This is a genomic window from Streptomyces sp. NPDC026673 (genome assembly GCF_040638135.1).
GTDB lineage: Bacteria > Actinomycetota > Actinomycetes > Streptomycetales > Streptomycetaceae > Actinacidiphila.
Map to the genome: position 1 here is coordinate 35,086 of NZ_JBEZXR010000002.1, position 23,781 is coordinate 58,866.

Below are 23,781 nucleotides of genomic sequence, written 5' to 3' on the forward strand. Positions count from 1 at the left end.
CTGACCGGCCGCGCACCGCGCGCTGACCGGTGGCTACGGCCGCGCGGTCAGCGTGGTCAGCACCCGCAGGGCCCGGTCGGCGGGGAGCAGCGCGGCGCGTGCGTGCGTCTCGTCCCAGACCGGGCCGCCCAGGGCCGCGCGTACGGCGCTCTCGGTCCGGGCGGCATCGTGGCCGGCCGGTACCTCGGGGCCGCGCAGCGCCCGGCCCACGCCCAGCAGTTCGGCGGCCCGGACGGCATCCCCTTCGACGAGGGCCAGCCAGGCGAAGGCGTCGGCGAGGCCCGCGGCGAACGGCACGTCGCGGGCGCCGTGCTCCAGGTCCGCGGCCTCGCGCAGGTGCCCGCGGGCGCGATCGGCGTCGCCTTCCTCCAGGGCGATCCTGCCGAGGGAGATGTGCGCCTCGGCACGGGCGCTCTCCCCGGTGTACCAGCCGTCCAACGACTCCGACAGGGCCAGCCCCGACAGCCGCCGCGCCTCGGCGAGGTCGCCGGCCAGCCGCGCGCACTCGCCCAGACCCAGATGGATCCCGGCGAACATCTCCCGGGCGCCGCAGCCGCGGGCGAGCTCCAGGCTGCGCGTGAAGTCGGCCCTGGCGTCGCCGTGGCGTCCGTCCCGCACGGCGCACCTGCCGCGTTCGCCGAGCAGTTCCGCGACGCTCTCCGTGGCACCCAGCTCGGCGGCGTGGCCGAGGGCCTCGTCGATCAGCCCCACGGCCCGCCGTACGTCGCCGCGGGCGCCGGACAGCCAGGCCAGCTGTGTGAGGGCCATGGTCGTCCCCCAGCGGTCGCCCAGCGCCCGGAACCCGTCCAGAGCCAGGGTGAACTGCGCCTCGCCGGCCGCGATGTCACCGCCGACCATCCAGGCGTGGAACCCCGCGCCGATGTGGACCAGCGCACGCTGCCAGGGCTCGGCGAGGCCCACGGCATCGCCCGCGTACCGCGCGTACGTCTCGTCGTCCGGCACCCCGGCGAAAGGCGCCCACAGCAGGTTGAGCACGGGGAAGCGGCGGGCCATCCCCCCGAGTCCGGCGAGGACCTCCGTGGCGGCCGCCAGATGGACGGCGAGTTCACCTTGGTCGGCCGTGGCGGAGGCGGCGGTGATCACGCACAGCGCGTACTCCTCCTCCATCCCGGGCGGCGCGGCGGGCCCGGTCGCCGCGAGCGACTCCCGTGCGGGCTGGGCGCCTTCGTAGCGCATTCCGCGCAGCATCCAGTACGTGCACAGCGAGGCGAGCAGCCGCAGCGCCCGGACGGTGTCGCCCGCGGCCACCGAACCTCGCAGCGCGGCATGGAGATTGTCGTGGTCGGTGGCGAGCAGGCGCAGCCACTCCAGTTGCTCGGCACGGCGCAGGTGCGGGTCGGCGGTCAGGGCCAGATCGAGGAAGCAGGCGGCGTGCGCCCGTCGCAGCGCCTCCGACTCGCCCGCCTCCGCCAGGCGTTCCGCGGCGTACGCCCTGATGGTCTGGAGCAGCCGGTAGCGGACGCCGCCGTCGCCGTCCGGACGGTCCACCACGACCAGCGACTTGTCCGCGAGGGAGGCGAGCAGGTCGAGCATGTCCTCGGCCTCGATGGCGGTGCCGGACACCGGATCGTCCGCGGGCCCGGCACAGATCTCCTCGGCCGCCGCCAGGGTCCAGCCGCCCGAGAAGACCGAGGCCCGGCGCAGCACGGTGCGCTCCTCCTGGGGCAGCAGCTCCCAGCTCCAGTCCACGACGCCGCGCAGGGTCCGCTGGCGGGGCTGGGCGGTGCGGCTGCCCCTCGAGAGCAGCCGAAAGCGGTCGTCGGGCCCGGCCGGAGCATCTCCGAGCCGGTCGGCGATCTCCCCGGCGGACATCGACCGCAGCCGGGCCGCGGCCAGTTCGATGGCGAGCGGGACGCCGTCCAGGGCCCGGCAGATCCGGGCGGCGGCCTCGGCGTCCGGCAGCCGGCCGGACGGGCTCGCGGCGGCGGCCCGCTCGGTGAAGAGCCGGACCGCGGGCGAATCGAGCACCTCCTCGTCCGGTGCCCCGGGTGCCGGCACGGGCAGCGGTTCCAGCGGGCAGAGCGTCTCGCCGGTGATGCCGAGCGCCTCCCGGGTGGTCGCCAGCACCCGGACCCGCGCACAGGCCGCCAGCAGGCGCGCGGTGAGGCGGGCGACGTCGGCGATCAGGTGCTCGCAGTTGTCCAGGACGAGCAGCAGCTCCCGGTCCGCCAGTGCGGCCGTCAGACGGGCCGACGGCGAGCCCTCGGGCGCTCCCGCGTCCCGGCCGGCGGCACCGGGGAGCAGGCCCGTCTCACGCAGGCCCACGGCGCCCGCGATCGCCTGCGGCACCTCGGAGCCATGGGTCAGCCCGGACAGGTCGACGAAGCAGACCTCCCCCGGATGACGCCCGGCCGCCTCCACGGCGATACGGGTCTTGCCCGCACCCCCCGGGCCGATCAGGGTCACCAGCCGGGTGTCGCCGAGCCGCGATCCGATCCGCTCCAGCTCCCGTTCACGGCCGATGAAGCTGGTCAGCTGGGCGGGCAGTCCATGCCGGAGCGGCTGCGCGGGCGCGGCCCCCGCCGACGTTGTTTCACGTGAAACACCCGAAGTCCGGGCATCCGCCGGGGCTCCAGGGATCTTCGGGGCCCCGGACGGCGCGGACGACACGGAACGGGCGGACACGGGCTCGCCGCGCAGCACCGCCAGATGGGCCTCCGCCAGTTCCGGCCCCGGATCGGCGCCGAGGGATTCGGCGAGATCGCGCCGCGCGTCCTCGTACACCCGCAGCGCCTCCGACTGGCGGCCGCAGCTGTGGAGCGCCCTCATCAGCTGGGCCCGCAGCCGTTCCCGCAGCGGGTAGCGGCCGACCAGCTCCTGCAATTCGGCGACGAGTTCACGGTGGTGGTGGGCGTCCAGCACCAGCTCGGCGGCTATGCGGTCCTCCACGGCCGCGATCCGCAGCTCCTCCAACCGGGTCGCCTGCGGCCGGGCGAAGGGCGCGTCGCCCACGTCCGACAGGGCCGAACCCCGCCACAGGCCCAGCGCACGGTGCAGCAGGCCCGCGGCCCGCTCGGGCTCACCGGCGGCCAGCGCCTGCCGGCCCTCGGCGGCGAGCCGCTCGAAGCGGTGCACATCCACCTCGTCGCGGGCGACGGCCAGCCGGTAGCCACCGGGATGACGTTCGATGGGCACCCCGAGGGCCGAGCGCAGCCGGGAGACCTGGGACTGCAGCGCATTGCCGACCCCGGCCGGCGGCTCGTCCCCGTACAGCCCGTCGATCAGCCGCTCGATGCTGACGATCCGGCCCGCCTCCAGCAGCAGCATCGCCAGCAGTGCCCGCCGCCCCGGTCCTCCGACGGCGGCGGTGCCCCCGCCGTCCGGCAGCGCTCTCGTCTCCCCCAGAATGCCGAAACGCACGCCGCCGATTGTGCCCCACGAAGGGGCGCTAACCCTCCTGGAGGACGGAGAGCACGTTCCCCGCGGGATCGGTGAACCAGGCGATCGCCGGGCCGCCCCCGGCACGGCTGATGCCCTTCCCGTCCTGGTCGAGGCCCGGGTAGTGCTCGAAGGCGACCCCGCGCGCGGCCAGCTCGTCCACCGCCCGGTCGATGTCGTCCACGGGGAAGTTGAGAAGGGTGAAGGTCGCCGGGGTGTGGTGCGGCTTGGCGTACACCAGCACCCGGGTCCCACCCGCGAGGGTGAGGGTGAGCAGGCCGGGATGCTCCTCGGAGACGTCCAGCCCCAACACGTCCCCGTAGAACTCCCTGGCCTTGTGCAGGTCGTCCACGGCGAAGCCGCTGAACGCCCTCGTGTCCCGGAACATGGCTCCAGCATGCCGGGGCATCCGGCGGCACGCCCCTCGAACACGACAGGCCGGGACCTCGATGAGGTTCCCGGCCCGGTCGGACGGTGTGGAGCCTAGGGGAGTCGAACCCCTGACATCCGCCATGCAAAGACGGCGCTCTACCAACTGAGCTAAGGCCCCGTGCCGCAGACCAGGGTACCGGCTGCGGAGAGGATCACCGACCGAGTATCGGGGGTCCGTAGGATGACGGGCAAGTTCGCGGCCGCAAAGGTCCCCCGTCAGGAGCCCGCATTGGACACCTCGCAGCCGGACGCCACCACCCGCGTCCAGGACATGCAGCGCACCTGGTACGGCGAGCCGCTCGGCGTGCTGTTCCGCCGTCTGATGGAGGCCCTGGGGCTGAACCAGGCACGGCTCGCCGGGGTGCTGGGGCTGTCGGCGCCGATGCTGTCCCAGTTGATGAGCGGGCAGCGCGCGAAGATCGGCAATCCCGCGGTCGTGCAGCGGCTCCAGGCGCTGCAGGAGCTGGCCGGAGAGGTGTCCGACGGCGTGGTCACGGCGGCGGAAGCCGCCGCCCGGATGGAGGAGGTCCGCCGTTCGGAGGGCTCGTCCGTGCTGGGGACCACGCAGAGCGTGTCGGGGGCGCCGCTGCCCCCCGCGCGCAGGGTCGTCCACGAGATCCGCTCCCTGCTGAACGGGGTGGCCTCGCCGGCCGAGATCGCCGAAGCCGCCGACTCCCTCGCCCGTCACCACCCCCGGCTGGCAGAGTTCCTCCGTGTGTACGGTGCCGGGCCCGCCGATGCGGCCGTCAGGCACTACGAGGCGCGGAAGCAGGGGGCGGACGCAGGCCATGGGTGAGGTCTTCGCGGGCCGGTACGAACTGGTCGACCCGATCGGACGCGGCGGAGTGGGCGCGGTGTGGCGCGCCTGGGACCGGCGGCGCGGACGCTACGTGGCGGCCAAGGTGCTGCTGCAGAGCGACGCCCACGCCTTGTTGCGCTTCGTCCGGGAGCAGGCGCTGCGCATCGACCACCCGCACGTCCTCGCCCCCACCAGCTGGGCCGCCGACGACGACAAGGTGCTCTTCACCATGGACCTGGTGCGCGGCGGGTCGCTGTCGCACCTCATCGGCGACTACGGCCCGCTCCCGGCGCACTATGTCACCGGGCTGCTCGACCAGTTGCTGTCCGGGCTGACCGCCGTGCACGCCGAGGGCGTGGTGCACCGGGACATCAAGCCCGCGAACATCCTGATGGAGGCGACCGGCACCGGGCGCCCGCATCTGCGGCTCTCGGACTTCGGCATCGCCATGCGCAAGGGAGAGCCCCGGCTCACCGCGGCCAACTACGTGGTGGGCACTCCGGGTTACTTCGCCCCCGAGCAGCTGCTCGGCGCCGAGCCGGACTTCGCGGCCGACCTGTACGCGACCGGACTGGTCGCCCTGTACCTGCTCAGCGGCAGCAAGCCCGACGCCGAGGCGATCGTCACCCAGTACGCCCACGGCATGCCCCGGGCCCCGCAGGGCGTCCCCGGCCCGATGTGGGAGGTCGTCGGCACCCTGTTGCAGCCGGACCCGGAGGCCCGGTTCCGTACCGCCGCCGGCGCCCGCAAGGCGCTGGCCGCGGCCGTGGAACTGCTGCCGGCGCCGGACCGGGACGACGAGCCCGTCGAGGTCTTCGACCAGATCGGGCCGTTGCCCGGGGGCTTCACACCCGACGGCCCGGTGCATCCGGCGCCGTCCGTGGAGGAGACCGGCAGCTTCCGCCTGCCGCCGCCCCAGCCCGCCCCGCAACCGCCCGTGTCGGCCCCGACACCGCCGACGCAGGCACCGGTCACCCCGGCACCGACGCGTCCGTACACGGCCACCGTGGCGGGCGCCGGTGCCCCCGCCGTCCCCGCTCCTGCGGTACCGCCGCCTCCCGTCCCCGCAGCGGCCCCCACAGCCGTCCCCGCAGCCGCCGCGCCCGGGACGGCAGCCGCGCGCCGGACCAGCCCCCCGGCCAAGGTCGTCGTCCCGATGCTGCTGGTCGCGGCGGTCTGCCTCGCCTTCGGTTTCTGGGCCCTGTCAGCGTCCTCCTGAGGCCGCGGCCCGCGGACGCCGGGCCGCCGCCACCCAGACCGCGAGCGACAGCAGCAGTACGGTGCCGGCGCCCAGGGCCGCGAAGCCGAACGCCCGCAGCACCGGATTCCCGGAGCCGGGCTCCCCGGGGAGGCCCAGGTCCCCGGTGGGGTCGCCGTCGTACGAGGGCCCCGCCTGCGCCGTGCCCTCGACGTCGACCCGGAGCGTGACCGGTACGGCACCGCCGATGAAGCCGGCGACCTCCGGATGCACCGTCACCGCCAGGTAGTAGGAGCCGTCGAAGCGGGCGGCCGAGACGAGGTCGCTGCTCTCATAGCGGTTGGCGTACGCGACCCTCCCCGTCGTCGTGGTGACGGAGGCCGGGCGGCCCGCGTAGGCGGCCGTGTCCGTGCGGACGAAGGCCCAGCGCGGGTTGTAGACCTCCAGGCGCACACCGGACCCGCTGTAGCCGCCCGGCTTCGTCACCCGCGCGTTGGCGAAGTCGGCCGCGACCCATGCCTGTTGTCCCCAGGCGACGGGCACCCGGTAGAAGCGCGTCTGCCCGGGCCGCACCTCGTCCTTCCAGACTCCGGGGGCGAGGGCCGCGGCGGAGGCGAAGTCGGTGCCGCCCGAGGTCCTGCCGCCGGTACCGCTCGCCGGCACGGGCGTCTGCGTGCCCGGGCTCAGGGCGGGGCCGGGCGTGGCGCCGTCGACGAGCCCCGGCTCGTTCGTGAACCGTATCTGGAGCGGCCACGGCGCGGCGTCCGAGGTGCCCTGCGACGTGCGGGTCACTTCCAGCACGTACGCGTGTGCCTGCTGGCACTGCTCGCCCTCGCCGATGGTGCGCTTGACCCAGGTGCCGATGGGCCGGGCCGCGCCGTCGGCGGAGAAGGTCCGGTAGTCGCTGTCGCAGCGGGTGCCGTCGGTGCTCGTCAGCGTCAGCCGGATGCCGTCGCCGAAGGCCACCTCGCTGCCCGGTTCCGGCAGCGCGAAGACCGCGAGATAGGCCGAGCGCCCGGCGTCCAGGTCGACCGCGTAGTTCTTGGTGCCCTCGGCCGCCGAGAGCGTGTCCCGGTACAGAACGCCCGGATCGAGCTGCGGGGCGTCCGCCGTGCTGGCCCGGCCCCTCACCTCCTCGCCCCGCGGCTGCCAGGAGGGGACCGCCTGGTCGGCGAGCGCCGGTCCGGCCGGTCCGGTCAGCAGCGCGAGCGCCGCCGCCACGGATGCGAGTGCCCTGCGGATCATGCCCCGTCCCTCCGCCTGCGGCTCAGCAGAGCCACCGTCCCGACCCCGGCGAGCGCCGTCGCGCCGCCCGCGGCCGCCGCGATCACATCGCTCGTGGTCATGAAACCTCCCCCGTCCGCGGGGACGGCCGCCGCCGTCCGGCGCGCGTCCCCATCTCCGTCCCCATGTCCGTGTCCGTGTCCCCCGTCCTCCGGGGCGGCGGAGGCGCCGGCGCGCGCGGGCGCGTCGTACTGGGGCCCGGCCAGTTCCGCACCCGTCACCTGCACGCGCAGGACGACCCCCACCGCCGCGTTGCGCGCCAGCCGCGCCGCGCCCGGCCCCAGCGACACGGCGATGTAGTGCTCGCCGCCCGTGCGGGCGCCCCGCACGGCGCCGCCGGTGACCCAGCGGTTGGTCCACGTCACCGGCACCGTACCGAGCCCCACGGACAGCGGCCGCCCGTAGTAGCCGCGGCGCTGAACGGCGCCGGAGGCGTCGCCCAGCGGCTGCCGTCCCGGCCCGTACGCCGCCGTCGCCACGAAGGAGGAGGCCGTGGGACCCCGCTCCAGGAGGGGCTCGTTGGCGAAGTCCGCGGCGTAGGTCAGCCGCTGCCCCCAGCCCACCCGCACCTTGTAGAAGCGCGTCTGACCGGGCAGCAGGGTGTCGCGCCAGATGCCCGTCCCGAGCCCGCGTGCGTCGTTGAACCCCGAACCGCCCTCGATGTCCCGCGGTGTGCCCCTCAGGGGCGCCGGCGGATCCCCGTACCCCGTCGCGGCCGGCGCCGGGGTGGCGCCCGCGGTGAACGGCCGCTCGGTGCCGTACCGCAGCTCCAGGGGCCAGCGCGCCCGGTCGGACCCGGCGGCGCTCGTGCGGTGCACGGACAGCACGTGGCGCCCGGCCGTGTCGCAGCCGCCGTGGCCGTCGTCGGAGGGGATCCGGCTGACGGCGCCGCTGAGCACCATCGCTCCCTCCCCCTGCCCGAAGTGCGCCGTGTCCGAGCCACAGGTGAGGGAGGACCGGCCGGGCCCGTTCAGCCGCAGCTCCACGCCGTCCCCGAACGCCGCCCGCACCCCCGCACGCGGCACGGCCGTCACCGACAGGTCGGCGGTGGAGACCGCGTCCAGCGTCACCGCGTACCAGCGGGTCTCACCGGGCCCGATGTCGTCCACGTACTGGCCGGGCGACAGGCCCGGGGCCGCGCCGGCGCTCGCCCCGCCGTCCACCCGCCGGCCCCGGAGACGGTACGCGTCCGCGCTGAGGCGTGAGGCCCGCGTCAACTGTCGTGCGAGGGAGGCCGCGTCCGGAGCGTCGTGGTAGCTGCCGTGGCCGGCCCCGGCGATGCACTCCAGCTGCTCGCGGGCGGCGCCGCGCACCTGGAAGCCGATGGTGTCGATCCGCAGGTCCACGCCGCCTCCGGCCAGCCGTTCCGCCACCTCGCAGGGTTCGGGCGCCCCGCAGGTGTCCTCGCCGTCCGAGACCAGCACGATCGTGCGCCGCCCGCCCCCGGGGAGGTCGGCGGCCGCCCTCTCCAGCGACAGGCCGATCGGGGTGTCCCCCTTGGGCTCCACCCCCGCCACGGCCTTCTTCAGGGCGTTCCGGTCCAACGGTCGTACCGGCTCCAGCAGTCGTGTGTCGTCGCAGCCGTGGTCCTTGCCCGCGCCGTAGACCCGCAGCCCCGTCGGGTAGCCGTCCGGCAGCGCGTCCACGACGGCGCCGACGGCCTTCCGGGCCGCCGTCATCCGGGCACCCGCCATGGAGCCGGAGGAGTCCAGCACCATGACCAGCCCGTCGCCCTCGTCCGTCTCCGCGGCCCGCGCCGCCCCGGCCGGGCCCAGGAGGGCGGCCAGCACCGCGAGCCCGCACACACCCGCCCGCAGGGGCCCCGCGAACGCGCGCGGCAACGCCTTCCCTCGTCGCATGTGCTGTTCCCCCTCGCACATCATCGGCCTCAGCGAAGCTATTGATTTGCGACAGCAAATACAAGCGGATCGCGTCACGGTCGGGCAACAACGACGCGGGCACGACGAAGCCCCGACCACACCGTGATCGGGGCTTCGGGAATCCTTGTCCGGGCTATGCCGTCTCAGACGCTCGCGCCGGAACCCGCCGGAACGGAATCCGTGGCCTCCGTCCACAGGTCCTGCTCGGCGCGGTCCGCCTGGATCTGGCGGTACACGAGGAGACCGCCGATGGCGGCCAGTGCGACCAGGAGAAACTTCTTCACCGCGCGACCTCGTCCTTCTTGCGTTGGGGGTCCTCCGACGGGCCCGACTATACACACCGGTCGATATCGAACGGTGACCTGCCAGGAGAACCAACTTCGCCGGCGCACGCGAGGAAACGGTCCGTACGGATGATCCGTGAAGGCCGTTCGCGCCCATCGGGCCGACAGGACTCGGGCAGCGCCCTCGTCGCGTCCTCGGTCACCGCCGGTTGGCGCCGGTTGGCACCGTTCGCGCCGGAGGCCGGACCGTCAGTACCGGGCGCCTACGGGTGCGGGGATGGCGTCGAGGTCGGCGAGGTCGACCGGGGACAGCCGGACGTTTGCGGCGCCCGCGTTGTCGGCGAGGTACTTCGGGGTCTTGGTGCCGGGGATGGGTACGACGTGTTCGCCTTGGGCGAGCAGCCAGGCGAGGGCAACCTGTGCGGGGGTGGCGCCGATCCGGTCGGCGACCTCGCGGACCTTGGTCGCGATCTCACGATTGGCGTGCAGGTTGTCCTGCTGGAAGCGCGGCAGGCGCCGCCGCTGGTCGTTCTCCGGCAGTTCGTCGAAGGAGGCGAAACGCCCGAGGAGGAAGCCGCGGCCCAGCGGCGAGTACGGCAACAGGCCGATGCCGTGCTGCGCGCAGTAGGGCAGGACCTCGGCCTGGACGTCCCGGGTCCACAGGGAGAACTCGGACTGCACGGTCGTCACCGGGTGGACGGCCTGGGCGCGCTTGATCTGCTCGACGCTGACCTCGGACAGCCCCAGGTGAAGGACCTTGCCGGCGGTGACGGCCTCGGCCATGGCACCCCAGGTCTCCTCGATCGGGACCTCGGGGTCGACGCGGTGGAGCTGGTAGAGCTCGACGTGGTCGGTGCCCAGACGGCGCAGGCTGGCGTCGAGGGCGGCGCGGATGTGCTCGGGCCGGGCGTTGGGCCTGACCAGGGGCGAGCCACCGGGGCCGCCGGTGGGGTCGATGGACTCCAGCCCGACCTTGGTGGCGAGGACCGCGCGGTCGCGCCGGCCGGCCAGGGCCCGGCCGAGGAGCTCCTCGTTGGTGTACGGGCCGTAGACATCGGCGGTGTCGATCAGGGTCACGCCCAGGTCGAGGGCCTGGTGGATGACGGAGACGGAAGTGGCTTCGTCACGCGGGGCGGTCATGTCATAGGCGAAGCTCATGCCCATGGCGCCCAGGCCGACGACGCCGACCTCAGGTCCGCGGATGCCCAGGGTGGTAGTACGCATGCCGGTGTTCTGCCTTCGTGTCGAATCGGAGCGATGCCACGACCGGAGCCTGCTGGCCGACCGGTCGACTACTTCAACGTAGGCGGCTGGGCGGGGGGAATCAAAGACCGCGAAGCCTTGGGTCGGGACCTGCTTCCTCGCACCTGCGAGGTCCGAACTCCCAGCGCACGTCGGCGCGGAACTCGACAGCGAACGGTTCGTCCCCGGAAAGGCGGGCCGATCGGGCCGCGCGGCTTCTCCCGCGCGTTCGGTGCTCCGATCAAGCGGGCCCGAGTGAGGCGCATCACGATCCCCTGGACCTTCACCCGCATCGGCGGCGTGGGGAACTCCCGAGCCGGAGCAAACCCCTCGGCGGAGGTCACCCGTGAATGCCGAAGGGCCCCCGGGAGATTTCCCAAGGGCCCTTCACGCTGGTGGGGCTAACAGGACTTGAACCTGTGGCCTCTTCCTTATCAGGGAAGCGCTCTAACCGTCTGAGCTATAGCCCCGCGCTGCGTTGCGTTGAAAGATTAGCGCACCCGGGGCCGTGGCCCAAAATCGGTTACTCGTCCTCCGCCAGCGTCAGCTCGACACCGCCCACCATGCCCGCCGACATGTTGTAGATGAAGGCACCGAGGGTGGCCAGCGCGGTGGCCAGCACCACGTCGATGACGGCGATGACCGCGGTGAACATGAGCACCCGCGACAGCGACAGGAACGACACGAGGTCGAAGCCGCCGTCCGAGCCCGACGAGGTGGCCTCGCTGAGCGTGCCGCCGACCGTGGTGAAGACGCCGATGGCGTCCATCACCATCCACAGCACCGCGACCGCGATGACCGTGCAGATGCCCAGCGCGATGGAGAGCAGGAAGCTGACCTTCATCACCGACCACGGGTCGGCCTTGGCCACCCGCAGCCGCGCCTTGCGTGTGCGCGGGACCGTACGGGCCGCCGGACGCGGCTGGCGGACGCCCGCGGTGGCCGGAGGCCCGGCCGGGGGCGCGTAGGCCTGGGGCGGCTGGTGCGGGCCCTGGACGGCCTGCTGAGCCTGCTGGGCCGGCTGCGCCTGCTCGGCGACCGGGCCGGGCCCGCCACCGTAGGTCTGCTGATGCACCGCGTGCTGGTGGTGCGATGGACGGGTGTCGGTCACGGTGATTCCCCCCTGGTGCGGGCCGCTGTCCGTGCGTGAGCCAGGGGCACCGCCGATCGCGTCCGGAACGGCAGTCGGCATCGGCTGCCCTCCGTCCGCGCCCGTCCCACCCGCGACGCCCTCGGCTCCACTCACGACTGTTTACTCCTCCGACTCGGCGGCCGCGGGCAGCTCGCCCTCGACCTCTTCGGCGGCGACGACCTCTTCGGCCTCCGCCCCCGCCTCGGCATTGCGGGCGACGCCCACAACTGCATCCTTTTTACCGAGGTTGATCAGTTGGACGCCCATGGTGTCACGCCCGGTTTCCCTGATCTCGTTGACACGGGTACGAATCACACCGCCGCCGAGGGTGATGGCGAGGATCTCATCCGTCTCCTCCACCACCAGCGCCCCGACCAGTGAACCCCGGTCCTCGACGATCTTCGCCGCCTTGATGCCGAGTCCGCCGCGCCCCTGGACCCGGTACTCGTCCACACTGGTGCGCTTGGCGTACCCGCCGTCGGTGGCGGTGAAGACGAACGTACCCGGTCGCACGACATTCATCGAGAGCAGTTCGTCCCCTTCGCGGAAGCTCATGCCCTTCACGCCCGAGGTGGCCCGGCCCATCGGCCGCAGCGACTCGTCCGTCGCGGTGAACCGGATGCACTGCGCCTTGCGGCTGACGAGCAGGAGGTCGTCGTCGGGACCGACCAGCTCCGCGCCGATCAGCAGGTCCTCGCCGCCGTCCTCGGTCTCGCGCAGGTTGATCGCGATGACACCGCCCGAACGGGGGGAGTCGTAGTCCTTCAGCGAGGTCTTCTTCACCAGGCCCGAACGGGTGCCCAGCACCAGGTACGGCGCCGCGTTGTAGTCGCGGATGGCCAGCACCTGGGCGATCTGCTCGTCCGGCTGGAAGGCCAGCAGGTTCGCCACGTGCTGCCCGCGGGCGTCACGGCCGGCGTCCGGCAGCTCGTACGCCTTGGCCCGGTAGACCCGGCCCTTGTTGGTGAAGAACAGCAGCCAGTGGTGCGTGGTGGTGACGAAGAAGTGGTCGACGATGTCGTCTTCCCGCAGCTTCGTGCCGCGCACGCCCTTGCCGCCGCGCTTCTGCGAGCGGTAGTCGTCCGTCTTGGTCCGCTTGACGTAGCCGCCGTGGGTGATCGTGACGACGATGTCCTCCTCGGCGATCAGGTCCTCGATGGACATGTCGCCGTCGAAGGGCACCAGCGCCGAGCGCCGGTCGTCGCCGTACTTCTCGACGATCGCCGTCAGCTCCTGGCTGATGATGCCGCGCTGCAGCTCCGGCGAGGCCAGGATCCGGTTGTACTCGTTGATCTTCGCCTGGAGCTCGTCGTGCTCCTGGACGATCTTCTGCCGCTCCAGGGCCGCCAGGCGGCGGAGCTGCATCTCCAGGATCGCGTTGGCCTGGATCTCGTCGATCTCCAGCAGGCCCATCAGGCCTTCGCGCGCCACGTCGACCGTCGCGCTGCGCCGGATCAGGGCGATGACCTCGTCGATCGCGTCCAGCGCCTTGAGCAGACCGCGCAGGATGTGGGCCCGCTCCTCGGCCTTGCGCAGCCGGAAGCGGGTCCGCCGGACGATGACCTCGATCTGGTGGGTCACCCACTGCTTGATGAACTGGTCGAGCGAGAGCGTGCGCGGCACGCCGTCGACCAGCGCCAGCATGTTGGCGCCGAAGTTCGTCTGCAGGTCGGTGTGCTTGTAGAGGTTGTTCAGCACGACCTTGGCGACGGCGTCGCGCTTGAGCACGATCACCAGGCGCTGCCCGGTCCGGGAGGAGGTCTCGTCCCGGACGTCGGCGATGCCGCCGACGCGGCCGTCCTTCACCAGGTCGGCGATCTTCTGCGCCAGGTTGTCGGGGTTGACCTGGTACGGCAGCTCCGTGACGACCAGGCACTGCCGGCCCTGGATCTCCTCGACCTCGACCACCGCGCGCATGGTGATGGAGCCGCGCCCGGTGCGGTAGGCCTCCTCGATGCCCTTGCGGCCCACCACCAGGGCGCCGGTCGGGAAGTCGGGGCCCTTGATGCGCTCGATGAGCGCTTCCAGCAGCTCCTCGTTCGACGCCTCGGGGTTGGCCAGGTACCACTGGGCACCCTCGGCGACCTCGCGCAGGTTGTGCGGCGGGATGTTGGTCGCCATGCCGACCGCGATGCCGGCGGAGCCGTTGATCAGCAGGTTGGGGAAGCGCGACGGCAGGACCGTCGGCTCCTGGTTGCGGCCGTCGTAGTTGTCCTGGAAGTCGACGGTCTCCTCGTCGATGTCCCGGACCATCTCCATCGACAGCGGCGCCATCTTGCACTCGGTGTACCGCATGGCGGCGGCCGGGTCGTTGCCCGGGGAACCGAAGTTGCCGTTGCTGTCGACCAGCGGCATGCGCATCGACCACGGCTGGGCCAGGCGCACCAGCGCGTCGTAGATCGAGGAGTCGCCGTGCGGGTGGTACGTACCCATGACGTCACCGACGACGCGGGCGCACTTGTAGAAGCCGCGCTCCGGGCGGTAGCCGCCGTCGTACATCGCGTACAGCACGCGGCGGTGGACGGGCTTGAGGCCGTCCCGGACGTCGGGCAGCGCGCGGGACACGATGACGGACATCGCGTAGTCCAGGTAGCTGCGCTGCATCTCCGTCTCGAGGCCCACGGGCTCGATACGCATGGTGTCCGTCACCGCGGCGGCGCCCTCGGGGCCCTCGGGCGTGGCAGGGGTGGGGTTCTCCCCGCCGGAGACAGGGGAATTCTCGTCGGCCATTGCTGGTCAAAGTCCTTTCGGGCGGCGGCTGATGGGGGCCGACTCAGATGTCGAGGAAGCGGACATCCTTGGCGTTGCGCTGGATGAAGGAGCGCCGGGCCTCGACGTCCTCGCCCATCAGCACCGAGAACAGGTCGTCGGCGAGGGCCGCGTCGTCCAGGGTGACCTGGCCGAGCACGCGGTGGTCGACGTCCATCGTGGTGACACGCAGTTCCTCGGCGTTCATCTCGCCGAGGCCCTTGAAGCGCTGGATCGAGTCCTCGCGCACGCGCTTGCCGTTCTGGCGGCCCAGCTCGATCAGGGCGTCGCGCTCGGAGTCCGAGTACGCGTACTCGAAGTCGTCCCGACCCCACTTGATCTTGTAGAGCGGAGGACGGGAGAGGTACACGTGGCCCGCCTCGACCAGCGGCCGCATGAAGCGGAACAGGAAGGTCAGCAGCAGGGTGTTGATGTGCTGGCCGTCCACGTCGGCGTCGGCCATCAGAATGATCTTGTGATACCGCAGCTTCGAGATGTCGAAGTCCTCGTGCACACCGGTGCCGAAGGCCGAGATCAGCGCCTGGATCTCCGTGTTCTGCAGGATCTTGTCGATCCGTGCCTTCTCCACGTTCAGGATCTTGCCGCGGATCGGGAGGATGGCCTGGTACTGCGGGTTGCGGCCGGACTTGGCCGAGCCGCCGGCGGAGTCACCCTCGACGATGAAGATCTCGCACTTGCTCGGGTCGTTGGACTGACAGTCGCTCAGCTTGCCCGGCAACGACGCCGTCTCCAGCAGTCCCTTGCGGCGCGTCAGGTCGCGCGCCTTGCGGGCGGCGACGCGGGCGGTGGCCGCCTGGATGGACTTGCGGATGATGTCCGAGGCCTCGTTGGGATTGCGGTCCAGCCAGTCCGTCAGGTGCTCGTGCACGACCTTCTGGACGAAGGTCTTCGCCTCGGTGTTGCCGAGCTTGGTCTTCGTCTGGCCCTCGAACTGCGGCTCGCCCAGCTTGACCGAGATGATCGCGGTCAGACCCTCGCGGATGTCCTCGCCGGTGAGGTTGTCGTCCTTCTCGCGGAGCAGCTTCTTCTCGCGCGCGTACTTGTTGACCAGCGTGGTCAGCGCGGCGCGGAAGCCCTCCTCGTGGGTGCCGCCCTCATGGGTGTGGATGGTGTTGGCGAAGCTGTAGACACCCTCGCTGTACTGGGTGTTCCACTGCATCGCGACCTCGACGGAGAGCAGCCGCTCCTTGTCCTCCGCGTCGATGTCGATCACCGACGGGTGAACCGGCTCGCCCTTGCGCGAGTTCAGGTACTTCACGAAGTCGACGATGCCGCCCTCGTAGTGGTACATGACCGAGCGCGGCTGGCCCTCGTTCTCCACGTCCGCGTGCTCGGGGCGCTCGTCCGTCAGCGAGATGGTCAGGCCCTTGTTGAGGAAGGCCATCTCCTGGAAGCGCCGCGAGAGCGTCTCGAAGGAGTACTCGAGGGTCTCGAAGATGTCGCCGTCGGCCCAGAAGGTCACGGTCGTGCCGGTCTCGGAGACCGTCTCGTTCTTCTGCAGCGGGGCGGTCGGGACGCCCATCTTGTAGTCCTGGGTGAAGCGGAAGCCCTCACGCTTGACCTCGACCGCGACCTTCGTCGACAGGGCGTTCACCACGGAGACGCCGACGCCGTGCAGACCGCCGGAGACGGCGTAGCCGCCGCCGCCGAACTTGCCGCCGGCGTGGAGGACGGTCAGCACGACCTCGACGGCGGGCTTGCCCTCGGACGGCACGATGTCCACGGGGATGCCGCGGCCGTTGTCGACCACGCGCACGCCGCCGTCGGGGAGGATCGTGACGTTGATGGTGTCCGCGTGGCCGGCCAGCGCCTCGTCGACGGAGTTGTCGACGACCTCGTACACCAGGTGGTGCAGGCCGCGCTCTCCCGTCGAGCCGATGTACATGCCCGGGCGCTTGCGAACCGCGTCCAGGCCCTCCAGGACGGTGATCGCGCTGGCGTCGTACGCCCCGCCGGAGGCGGGCACGGCGGAGCCGTCAGCTGCGGACGTATTGATCTCGTTGGGGTTGCCGGAATCGGCCACGAAGCGCCCTTTCTGGCACAGCATGAGCCGGGTCCCGCGGGGCGGAACCGGCTGCATCACTCGACATCTTCGACTGGTCCCGCTGGGGTCCCCCGGTGCCGGAGGCCAGGGGCGGGCGGTACTGCCATCAGTCTACCGGTAGCGCCGACATAGATGGGGCTTTGGCGGTACCTGAGTTCCCGTGTGCCCGACTGAAGTACCGCCTCCCGACTCCCCACACGCGGACCGGGTCTCAAAACGGCTCACGCGGGCGCACAGGGCTTCGACCCGATTACGCACAGCAGGTTTCCGGCTTAACCGTACGTATCGCCCGGCCCACGGCTCCCGGGAGCACGCAACCGCCCGTAGGAACGCACCGGTCCCCCCGGCCCCAGCACCTTGATCAGCTTCACGGTGCCGTGCCCGAGATCGGCGTTCAGCCTGGCCACCAGCGTGGGGGCGAGCAGCCTCAGCTGCGTCGCCCAGGCCGTGGAGTCGCACTGCACGGTGAGGACCCGGTCCTCCTCGTCGTACCGTTGAGGCTGGCAGTGCAGCGCCACATCGTCGCCGACCAGCTGCGGCCAGCGGCCCATCACGCCGCCCACCGCCGCGGGAGCCTCCCAGCCCCGCTCGGTGATCAGCCGGCTGATCGCGGCGCCCAGCGGCAGCGGATCCCTGCCGTCCGCCCGCGCACCACTGCGCAGCCCCCCGCGCCTGGCCTGCTTCTTCTGCTGCGCGGCCGCGCCCTTGGCGCGGGCCTGCTCCTTCGCCGCGCGCAGCGCGACGCGCGCGAGGTCGACCCCGGACACCGGCTTGTCCTGGGCGGGGGGCTGGGGCTGCGTTTCGCTCATGCCCGCTCCACCCCGCCGTTCTCCACCGCGTACCGCGCGCCGACCAGCACGCCCGGAACGTCGTCGTCCACGGCCGCCGTCACCAGCACCTGCTCGCCGGGGGCCACCATCTCGGCCAGCCGGTCACGGCGCCGGGCGTCCAGCTCGGCGAAGACGTCGTCCAGCACGAGCACCGGCTCGCCGCCGTCCGCGCGCAGCAGGTCGTACGAGGCCAGGCGCAGCGCCAGCGCGTACGACCAGGACTCGCCGTGGCTCGCGTACCCCTTGGCGGGAAGCTGGCCCAGCTTGAGCGCGAGGTCGTCGCGGTGCGGGCCGACGAGGGTCACCCCGCGCTCGATCTCCTGCCTGCGGGACTCGCCCAGAGCCTCCAGCAGCAGTCCGTACAGCTCCTCGCGGCCCGACGCCCCGGCGATTCGTTCGCCGATCGAACTGCGGTACTCCAGAAGGACCGGACCGCCACCGGGGGCCAGCTGCTCGTACGCCTTGTCGGCCAGCGGCTGGAGGGCGTGCGTGAGGTCCAGGCGCTGGGCCAGCAACTCGGCGCCGGCCTTGGCCAGGTGCTGGTCCCAGATGTCGAGGGTCGACAGGTCGGCCCCGCGGCCGCCGTGGCGGCGGGCCATCGCGGCCGACTTGAGCAGCGTGTTGCGCTGCTTGAGGACCCGCTCGTAGTCGCTGCGGACGCCGGCCAGCCGGGGCGCCCGGGCGGTGAGCAGCTCGTCGAGGAAGCGGCGGCGCTCGCCGGGGTCGCCCTTGACCAGGGCCAGGTCCTCGGGGGCGAAGAGCACGGTCCTGACGATGCCCAGCAGGTCGCGCGGGCGGACCTGGGAGGAGCGGTTGAGCCGGGCCCGGTTGGACCGGCCCGGATTGATCTCCAGTTCGATCAGCTGCTGCCGCTCGCCCTGCACGACGGACGCCCGGACGATCGCCCGGTCCGCGCCCATCCGCACCAGCGGGGCGTCGCCCGCGACCCGGTGGCTGCCCATCGTCGCCAGATAGCCGACGGCCTCGACCAGATTGGTCTTGCCCTGGCCGTTGGGGCCCACGAAGGCGGTGACGCCCGGGTCGAGCGGGACCTCGACCCGGGCGTAGGAACGGAAGTCGGCCAGCGACAGATGCGCGACGTGCATGGCTGTGCGCCGCCTCCTTCCTGTGGGTGTGACTACTGCTTGGTCTCGACGGCGTGGCCGCCGAACTGGTTGCGGAGCGCGGCGATCATCTTCATCTGCGGGGAGTCGTCCTGGCGGGACGCGAAGCGGGCGAAGAGCGAGGCGGTGATCGCGGGGAGCGGCACGGCGTTGTCGATGGCCGCCTCGACGGTCCAACGGCCCTCGCCGGAGTCCTCGGCGTAGCCCTTGAGCTTGTCCAGGTGCTCGTCCTCGTCGAGGGCGTTGACCGCGAGGTCCAGCAGCCAGGAGCGGATGACCGTGCCCTCCTGCCAGGAGCGGAAGACCTCGCGCACGTCGGTGACCGAGTCGACCTTCTCCAGCAGCTCCCAGCCCTCGGCGTAGGCCTGCATCATGGCGTACTCGATGCCGTTGTGGACCATCTTCGCGAAGTGGCCGGCGCCGACCTTGCCCGCGTGGACGGAACCGAAGGACCCGACCGGCTTGAGGGCGTTGAAGACCGGCTGCACCAGCTCCACGTGCTCGGGCTCACCGCCGTACATCAGCGCGTAGCCGTTCTCCAGGCCCCAGACGCCGCCGGAGACACCGCAGTCGACGAAGCCGATGCCCTTGGCCGCGAGCTCCTCGGCGTGCTTCTCGTCGTCCGTCCAGCGGGAGTTGCCGCCGTCGACGACCACGTCGCCGGGGGAGAGCAGCTCGCCGAGCTCGTCGATCGTGGACTGGGTCGGGGCACCGGCCGGGACCATCACCCAGATCACCCGCGGGGCCTCGAGCTTGTCCACAAGTTCCTGCAGGCTGTGGACATCGGCGAGGTCCGGGTTGCGGTCGTAGCCGATGACAGTGTGACCGGCCTGGCGGATGCGCGTGCGCATGTTGCCGCCCATCTTGCCGAGACCGATGAGTCCGAGCTCCATCGTTGATCCTTCGTTCGAAGCCTGCCTGACCTAGGTCGAGCCTACGTCGGCCCTTGCGGGCCGACGTGACCGGACAGGCTTCGCTTCAGCCGGACAGCCGGACCGGCATGATGAGGTACTTGTACGCGTCGTCCGCCTCGGCGTCGACCGCCGGGCGGCCGCTGAGGAGCGCGGGCTTGGTCGACGTGGTGAACGACAGCTGCGCCACCGGCGAGTCGATCGCACTCAGACCGTCCAGCAGGAAGGTCGGGTTGAAGGCGATCGAGATGTCGTCGCCGTCCAGCTTGGCGTCGACGCGCTCCACAGCCTGTGCGTCGTCGCTGGAACCGGCCTCCAGGGTCAGCACGCCCTGCTCGAAGCTCAGCCGCACCGGGGTGTTGCGCTCGGCCACCAGGGCGACGCGCTTGACGGCCTCGACGAACGGGGCGGTCTCGATCACCGCGACGGAGTTGAACTCGGTCGGGAAGAGCGTCCGGTACTTCGGCAGGTCGCCCTCGAGCAGGCGGGTGGTCGTACGGCGGCCCGCGCCCTCGAAGCCGATGAGGCCCTCGCCCGCGCCGGAGCCGGCCAGGGCGATGGCGACCGAGTCGCCGTTGGTGAGGGACTTGGCGGTGTCCAGCAGCGTCTTGGCGGGCACCAGGGCGACCGCGGAGATGTCCGGGGTCTCCGGCTTCCACAGGAACTCGCGCACCGCGAAGCGGTAGCGGTCGGTGGCGGCCAGGGTGACGGTGTCGCCCTCGATCTCGATCCGCACACCGGTGAGCACCGGCAGGGTGTCGTCACGGCCGGCGGCGATGGCGACCTGGGCGGCGGCCGCGGCGAAGACCTCGCCGGGGACGGTGCCGGACGCGGTGGGCATCGCGGGCAGCGCCGGATACTCCTCCACAGGCAGGGTGTGGAGTGTGAATCGCGAGCTGCCGCAGACGACGGTCACGCGCACACCGTCGGTGGAGATCTCCACAGGCCTGTTGGGAAGTGCCCGCGAGATGTCGGCGAGCAGCCGGCCGGAGACCAGGACGGTCCCGTCCTCCTCGACGTCCGCCTCGACGGACACCCGGGCCGAGACCTCGTAGTCGAAGCCCGAGAGGCTCAGCTGGCCCTCCTCGGCCTTCAGCAGCAGGCCCGCCAGGACCGGCACCGGGGGACGGGCCGGGAGACTGCGGGCCGCCCAGGCCACTGCCTCCGCGAGTACATCGCGCTCCACCCGGATCTTCACCGGAACCGCCTCCTGCTGTTGCTGGCTGTCTGTGGCCGACTGTCTCTTGGCCCTGCTGGCCCTCTTGCCGGAGAACAGTCTGACAGCCGCCGCGGACATGCGGTGCGGGTTGGGGTCAAGCCGGAGCCCCGGGGGGCGGACGGCCCGCGGCTCGGTTGTGCACAGGTCCCACTTCGAAGCAGATTCCCCGGTAACTATCCCTGGTCGTAGTAATAGGGGGTGTGGATACCGTGGATAAGTGGTTCCGGTGCAGGTCAGGCCCTGTTTTTTGTCCACCGGGCCTGTGGGTGGGGCCCGTGGACAACCGGGCCGTTCTGTGGACGGCCGGAAGTTGTGCACACGCGATGCACAGGACTGTCGCGGTTCTCCCCAGCGCTGTCCCCAGGAATACCCCGGTTCTCCCCAGCCCAACCCACCACGTTGGTGTGACGCGGTTCACTCCGACCGGTGAGGGGACGTGTTCCGTTGCCGAACAGTGGACAGGACTGTGGAGAAGCGGCCCCCGTCTGGGGACAACCGACCCCGGTCTGTGGGCGGCCGGTGGACAACCGGGACGCCGGCCCTGTGGGCGGCCGGAGCGTCCACAGTCTGTGGATCCGGGTTGCCCACAAATCCACACCGCTCCGAGCAGCCAGTATGAGTATCGCGCGGTCCCGGCTGTGGACACGTTCTGGACAACCCGGGCATCCCCAGGCTGTGGACGGGGGAAAACCGCCCTGTCCTGTGGAGAGACGTTCCTGTCCCCCGGTCGCGGCCGGCGCAATCGAACAACGCACAGCGCCCCGGGAGTTGGACCCGGGGCGCTGTGGACGTCCGGAACGACGCCCCGGAACGATTTCCCGGGGCGCGTGAGGACGCCCGGGGGTGTCCGGGGACGCGTGGGGACGCGTAGGGATGTGTGAGGACGCGTGAGGACGCGTGAGGTGGCCGGGGCGGCCGGTGGCGTGGGAGGGCGCCGAGGGGCGCGCCTCCTCAGCTCTTGATGCGGTTGGTGAGCTCGGTGACCTGGTTGTAGATGGACCGTCGCTCGGCCATCAGGGAGCGGATCTTGCGGTCCGCGTGCATGACGGTCGTGTGGTCGCGGCCGCCGAAGAGGGCGCCGATCTTGGGCAGCGACAGGTCCGTGAGCTCACGGCACAGGTACATGGCGATCTGCCGGGCCGTGACCAGCACCCGGCTGCGGGAGGAGCCCGAGAGGTCCTCCACGTCCAGGCCGAAGTACGAGGCTGTCTCCGCCATGATCGCCTGCCCGCTGATCTCGGGGACGGAGTCCTCCCCGCCCGGGATCAGGTCCTTCAGCACGATCTCGGTGAGCTGCAGGTCCACCGGCTGCCGGTTGAGGCTGGCGAAGGCCGTCACGCGGATCAGCGCGCCCTCCAGCTCGCGGATGTTGCGCGAGATCCGGGAGGCGATGAACTCCAGCACCTCCGGCGGGGCGTTCAGCTGCTCCTGCACCGCCTTCTTGCGGAGGATCGCGATCCGGGTCTCCAGCTCGGGCGGCTGGACGTCCGTGATCAGACCCCACTCGAAGCGGTTGCGCAGCCGGTCCTCCAGGGTCACCAGCTGCTTGGGCGGCCGGTCCGAGGAGAGCACGATCTGCTTGTTGGCGTTGTGCAGGGTGTTGAAGGTGTGGAAGAACTCCTCCTGCGTCGACTCCTTGCTCGCCAGGAACTGGATGTCGTCGACGAGCAGGATGTCCATGTCGCGGTAGCGCTTGCGGAACGCGTCCGCCTTGCCGTCGCGGATGGAGTTGATGAACTCGTTGGTGAACTCCTCGGAGCTCACGTAGCGCACCCGGGTGCCCGGGTACAGGCTGCGGGCGTAGTGCCCGATCGCGTGCAGCAGGTGCGTCTTGCCCAGGCCCGACTCCCCGTAGATGAACAGGGGGTTGTACGCCTTGGCCGGGGCCTCCGCGACGGCGACCGCGGCGGCGTGCGCGAAGCGGTTGGAGGCGCCGATGACGAAGGTGTCGAAGAGGTACTTGGGATTCAGCCGCGCGGTGGGCTCGGCGGGACCGCCGGAATTGCCGGAACCGCCCGTGCCCGCTCCGGACCCCGTGGAGGAACCGCCACCGCCGCCACCTCCGGTGCGCGGCGTCGGCATGGTCGGCATGGTGGGCATCTGCGGTGGCGCCGGCTCCGGGCGGCCCGGGGCCTGGTGGGGCGGCGGGATCTCGTAGCGGGAGGCGGGCTGCCGGTACGGCTCGCGCTCCTGGTAGTCGCCGATGCGCTGCTGCTGCCAGTGGTCCTCGGGCTCACGGGGCGGCCAGCCACCGGGGCCGCCGACGGAGTGCTCGGGGTAGGCCGGGCGCATGCGCGGGACCTCGCCGTAGCCGTGCGGCTGCTGCCCGTACCGGGCGGGCTCCGCGGGGTACACGGCGGGCTGGGGACGCGGCTCGGGCTCGGGGGCCGCCGGCGCGGGGATCGGGGCCGGGGGTGCGGGGGCCGCCTCCTGCTCGCCGCCCGAGGCGACGGCGATGGCGATGCCCACGGGGTGGCCGAACTCACGGCTGAGCACATCGGTGATCAGCGGGAGGAGCCGTCCCTCCAGCACGCTCTTGGCGAATTCATTGGGGGCCGACAGCACGGCCGTGCCCGCGACGAGCGCCAGCGGCTGGGTGCGCTGCAGCCAGTCCGCGTCCTTCGGCTTGAGATCGTCGCTCTCGACGAGCAGTTTCTGCAGGACCCTTGGCCACACTGAGGCAAGATCGGCAGTTACGTCAGCCACAGTGCACGCTCTCTCGGTCGCTGGTTGGTGCCGATGGGTCCCACGAAGGTGTGGTTCTTGGGACGGACGGGAATGTTTCGGGGTTCAGCCACGGTAGTCAGCGCGACGTCCCTGGTTCAAGTCGTTGTCCACAGGGTGTGCAAAACCACGTCCGGATGGCGGTGCCGACGGTCCCCGCGACCGCTGGTTTGACCTGACGCCTCGGCCCCGCGTACCGTAACCAGGTCGAGTTGTCGATGGCTGCTGCCGCCTGCCTACCGATGGGCGAGGATCACCTAGGTGATCGTCAAGCGGTGCACACCTGGATGTTCCGCGAGTTTCTCGTGGGCGCACGGTGACAGCCAGGCGACGCCCCGCCAACACACGATTCATCCTGGAGCCCCCGAGTGAGCAAGCGCACCTTCCAGCCGAACAACCGTCGTCGCGCCAAGACCCACGGCTTCCGGCTGCGTATGCGTACGCGTGCCGGCCGCGCGATTCTCGCGACCCGCCGCAGCAAGGGCCGCGCCCGCCTGTCCGCCTGATCGC

Annotated in this window: 16 protein-coding genes, 2 tRNA genes and 1 pseudogene; 3 read left to right on the forward strand and 16 right to left on the reverse strand. The window is 71.7% G+C overall.

Going from position 1 to position 23,781, the window contains the following annotated elements; translation table 11 throughout:
* Window positions 1-33: 33 nt before the first annotated feature.
* The 3 genes from AB0F62_RS01705 to AB0F62_RS01715 form a co-directional block, all read right to left on the reverse strand.
* Window positions 34-3,381 carry a BTAD domain-containing putative transcriptional regulator gene (locus AB0F62_RS01705; RefSeq protein ID WP_361790916.1) on the reverse strand — a complete coding sequence of 1,116 codons (3,348 nt, stop codon included), beginning with the start codon at window positions 3,379-3,381 and terminating at the stop codon, window positions 34-36.
* Window positions 3,382-3,409: 28 nt separating this feature from the next.
* Window positions 3,410-3,787, reverse strand: coding sequence for a VOC family protein (locus AB0F62_RS01710; protein ID WP_361790919.1), 378 nt, complete (start codon window positions 3,785-3,787; stop codon window positions 3,410-3,412).
* Between the two features lie 89 nt (window positions 3,788-3,876).
* Window positions 3,877-3,949: transfer RNA gene (locus AB0F62_RS01715), tRNA-Ala, on the reverse strand.
* A gap of 111 nt (window positions 3,950-4,060) precedes the next feature.
* Here AB0F62_RS01715 and AB0F62_RS01720 point away from each other — a divergent pair.
* Window positions 4,061-4,627 (forward strand): helix-turn-helix domain-containing protein, encoded by a 567-nt coding sequence (locus AB0F62_RS01720; protein ID WP_361790922.1) that lies wholly within the window; start codon window positions 4,061-4,063, stop codon window positions 4,625-4,627.
* Window positions 4,620-5,849: a protein kinase gene (locus AB0F62_RS01725; RefSeq protein ID WP_361790925.1), complete on the forward strand. Its 1,230-nt coding sequence runs from the start codon at window positions 4,620-4,622 to the stop codon at window positions 5,847-5,849. Before AB0F62_RS01720 ends, AB0F62_RS01725 begins: the two co-directional genes overlap by 8 nt.
* Here the strand turns inward: AB0F62_RS01725 and AB0F62_RS01730 are convergent.
* The 13 genes and pseudogenes from AB0F62_RS01730 to dnaA form a co-directional block, all read right to left on the reverse strand.
* Window positions 5,835-7,073, reverse strand: coding sequence for a hypothetical protein (locus AB0F62_RS01730; protein ID WP_361790928.1), 1,239 nt, complete (start codon window positions 7,071-7,073; stop codon window positions 5,835-5,837). The genes AB0F62_RS01725 and AB0F62_RS01730 overlap by 15 nt on opposite strands.
* Window positions 7,070-8,971: a VWA domain-containing protein gene (locus AB0F62_RS01735; RefSeq protein WP_361790931.1), complete on the reverse strand. Its 1,902-nt coding sequence runs from the start codon at window positions 8,969-8,971 to the stop codon at window positions 7,070-7,072. Before AB0F62_RS01735 ends, AB0F62_RS01730 begins: the two co-directional genes overlap by 4 nt.
* A 164-nt stretch (window positions 8,972-9,135) precedes the next feature.
* Complete coding sequence (locus AB0F62_RS01740) at window positions 9,136-9,276, reverse strand: DLW-39 family protein (protein ID WP_018559211.1); 141 nt, start codon at window positions 9,274-9,276, stop codon at window positions 9,136-9,138.
* 249 nt (window positions 9,277-9,525) lie between these two features.
* Window positions 9,526-10,500, reverse strand: a complete 975-nt coding sequence (locus AB0F62_RS01745) for an aldo/keto reductase (RefSeq protein WP_361790934.1) — start codon at window positions 10,498-10,500, stop codon at window positions 9,526-9,528.
* 411 nt (window positions 10,501-10,911) lie between these two features.
* Window positions 10,912-10,988: transfer RNA gene (locus AB0F62_RS01750), tRNA-Ile, on the reverse strand.
* A 53-nt stretch (window positions 10,989-11,041) separates the two neighbouring features.
* Window positions 11,042-11,710 (reverse strand): DUF3566 domain-containing protein, encoded by a 669-nt coding sequence (locus AB0F62_RS01755; protein ID WP_361790937.1) that lies wholly within the window; start codon window positions 11,708-11,710, stop codon window positions 11,042-11,044.
* Between the two features lie 60 nt (window positions 11,711-11,770).
* Window positions 11,771-14,380 carry a DNA gyrase subunit A gene (gyrA, locus tag AB0F62_RS01760; protein ID WP_361790940.1) on the reverse strand — a complete coding sequence of 870 codons (2,610 nt, stop codon included), beginning with the start codon at window positions 14,378-14,380 and terminating at the stop codon, window positions 11,771-11,773.
* Between the two features lie 43 nt (window positions 14,381-14,423).
* The gene (gene gyrB, locus AB0F62_RS01765) at window positions 14,424-16,466 is read right to left on the reverse strand and encodes a DNA topoisomerase (ATP-hydrolyzing) subunit B (protein WP_361790943.1); all 2,043 of its coding nucleotides are present in this window, start codon (window positions 16,464-16,466) and stop codon (window positions 14,424-14,426) included.
* 269 nt (window positions 16,467-16,735) lie between these two features.
* On the reverse strand, window positions 16,736-17,272 hold the full coding sequence (locus AB0F62_RS01770) for a DciA family protein (protein WP_361790946.1): 537 nt from the start codon (window positions 17,270-17,272) through the stop codon (window positions 16,736-16,738).
* Window positions 17,269-18,399 (reverse strand): DNA replication/repair protein RecF, encoded by a 1,131-nt coding sequence (recF, locus tag AB0F62_RS01775; protein ID WP_361790949.1) that lies wholly within the window; start codon window positions 18,397-18,399, stop codon window positions 17,269-17,271. The genes AB0F62_RS01770 and recF overlap by 4 nt, the downstream gene beginning before the upstream one ends.
* A gap of 32 nt (window positions 18,400-18,431) precedes the next feature.
* Window positions 18,432-19,313: pseudogene (gene gnd, locus AB0F62_RS01780) on the reverse strand (phosphogluconate dehydrogenase (NAD(+)-dependent, decarboxylating)); the annotation flags it as partial.
* 82 nt (window positions 19,314-19,395) lie between these two features.
* Window positions 19,396-20,526, reverse strand: a complete 1,131-nt coding sequence (gene dnaN, locus AB0F62_RS01785; protein ID WP_361790952.1) for a DNA polymerase III subunit beta — start codon at window positions 20,524-20,526, stop codon at window positions 19,396-19,398.
* A gap of 972 nt (window positions 20,527-21,498) precedes the next feature.
* Window positions 21,499-23,253, reverse strand: coding sequence for a chromosomal replication initiator protein DnaA (gene dnaA, locus AB0F62_RS01790; RefSeq protein WP_361790955.1), 1,755 nt, complete (start codon window positions 23,251-23,253; stop codon window positions 21,499-21,501).
* Between the two features lie 386 nt (window positions 23,254-23,639).
* Between dnaA and rpmH the strand changes: the two genes are divergently transcribed.
* A complete protein-coding gene (rpmH, locus tag AB0F62_RS01795) occupies window positions 23,640-23,777 on the forward strand; it encodes a 50S ribosomal protein L34 (RefSeq protein ID WP_003975051.1) in 138 nt (45 codons plus the stop codon).
* Window positions 23,778-23,781 lie beyond the last annotated feature (4 nt).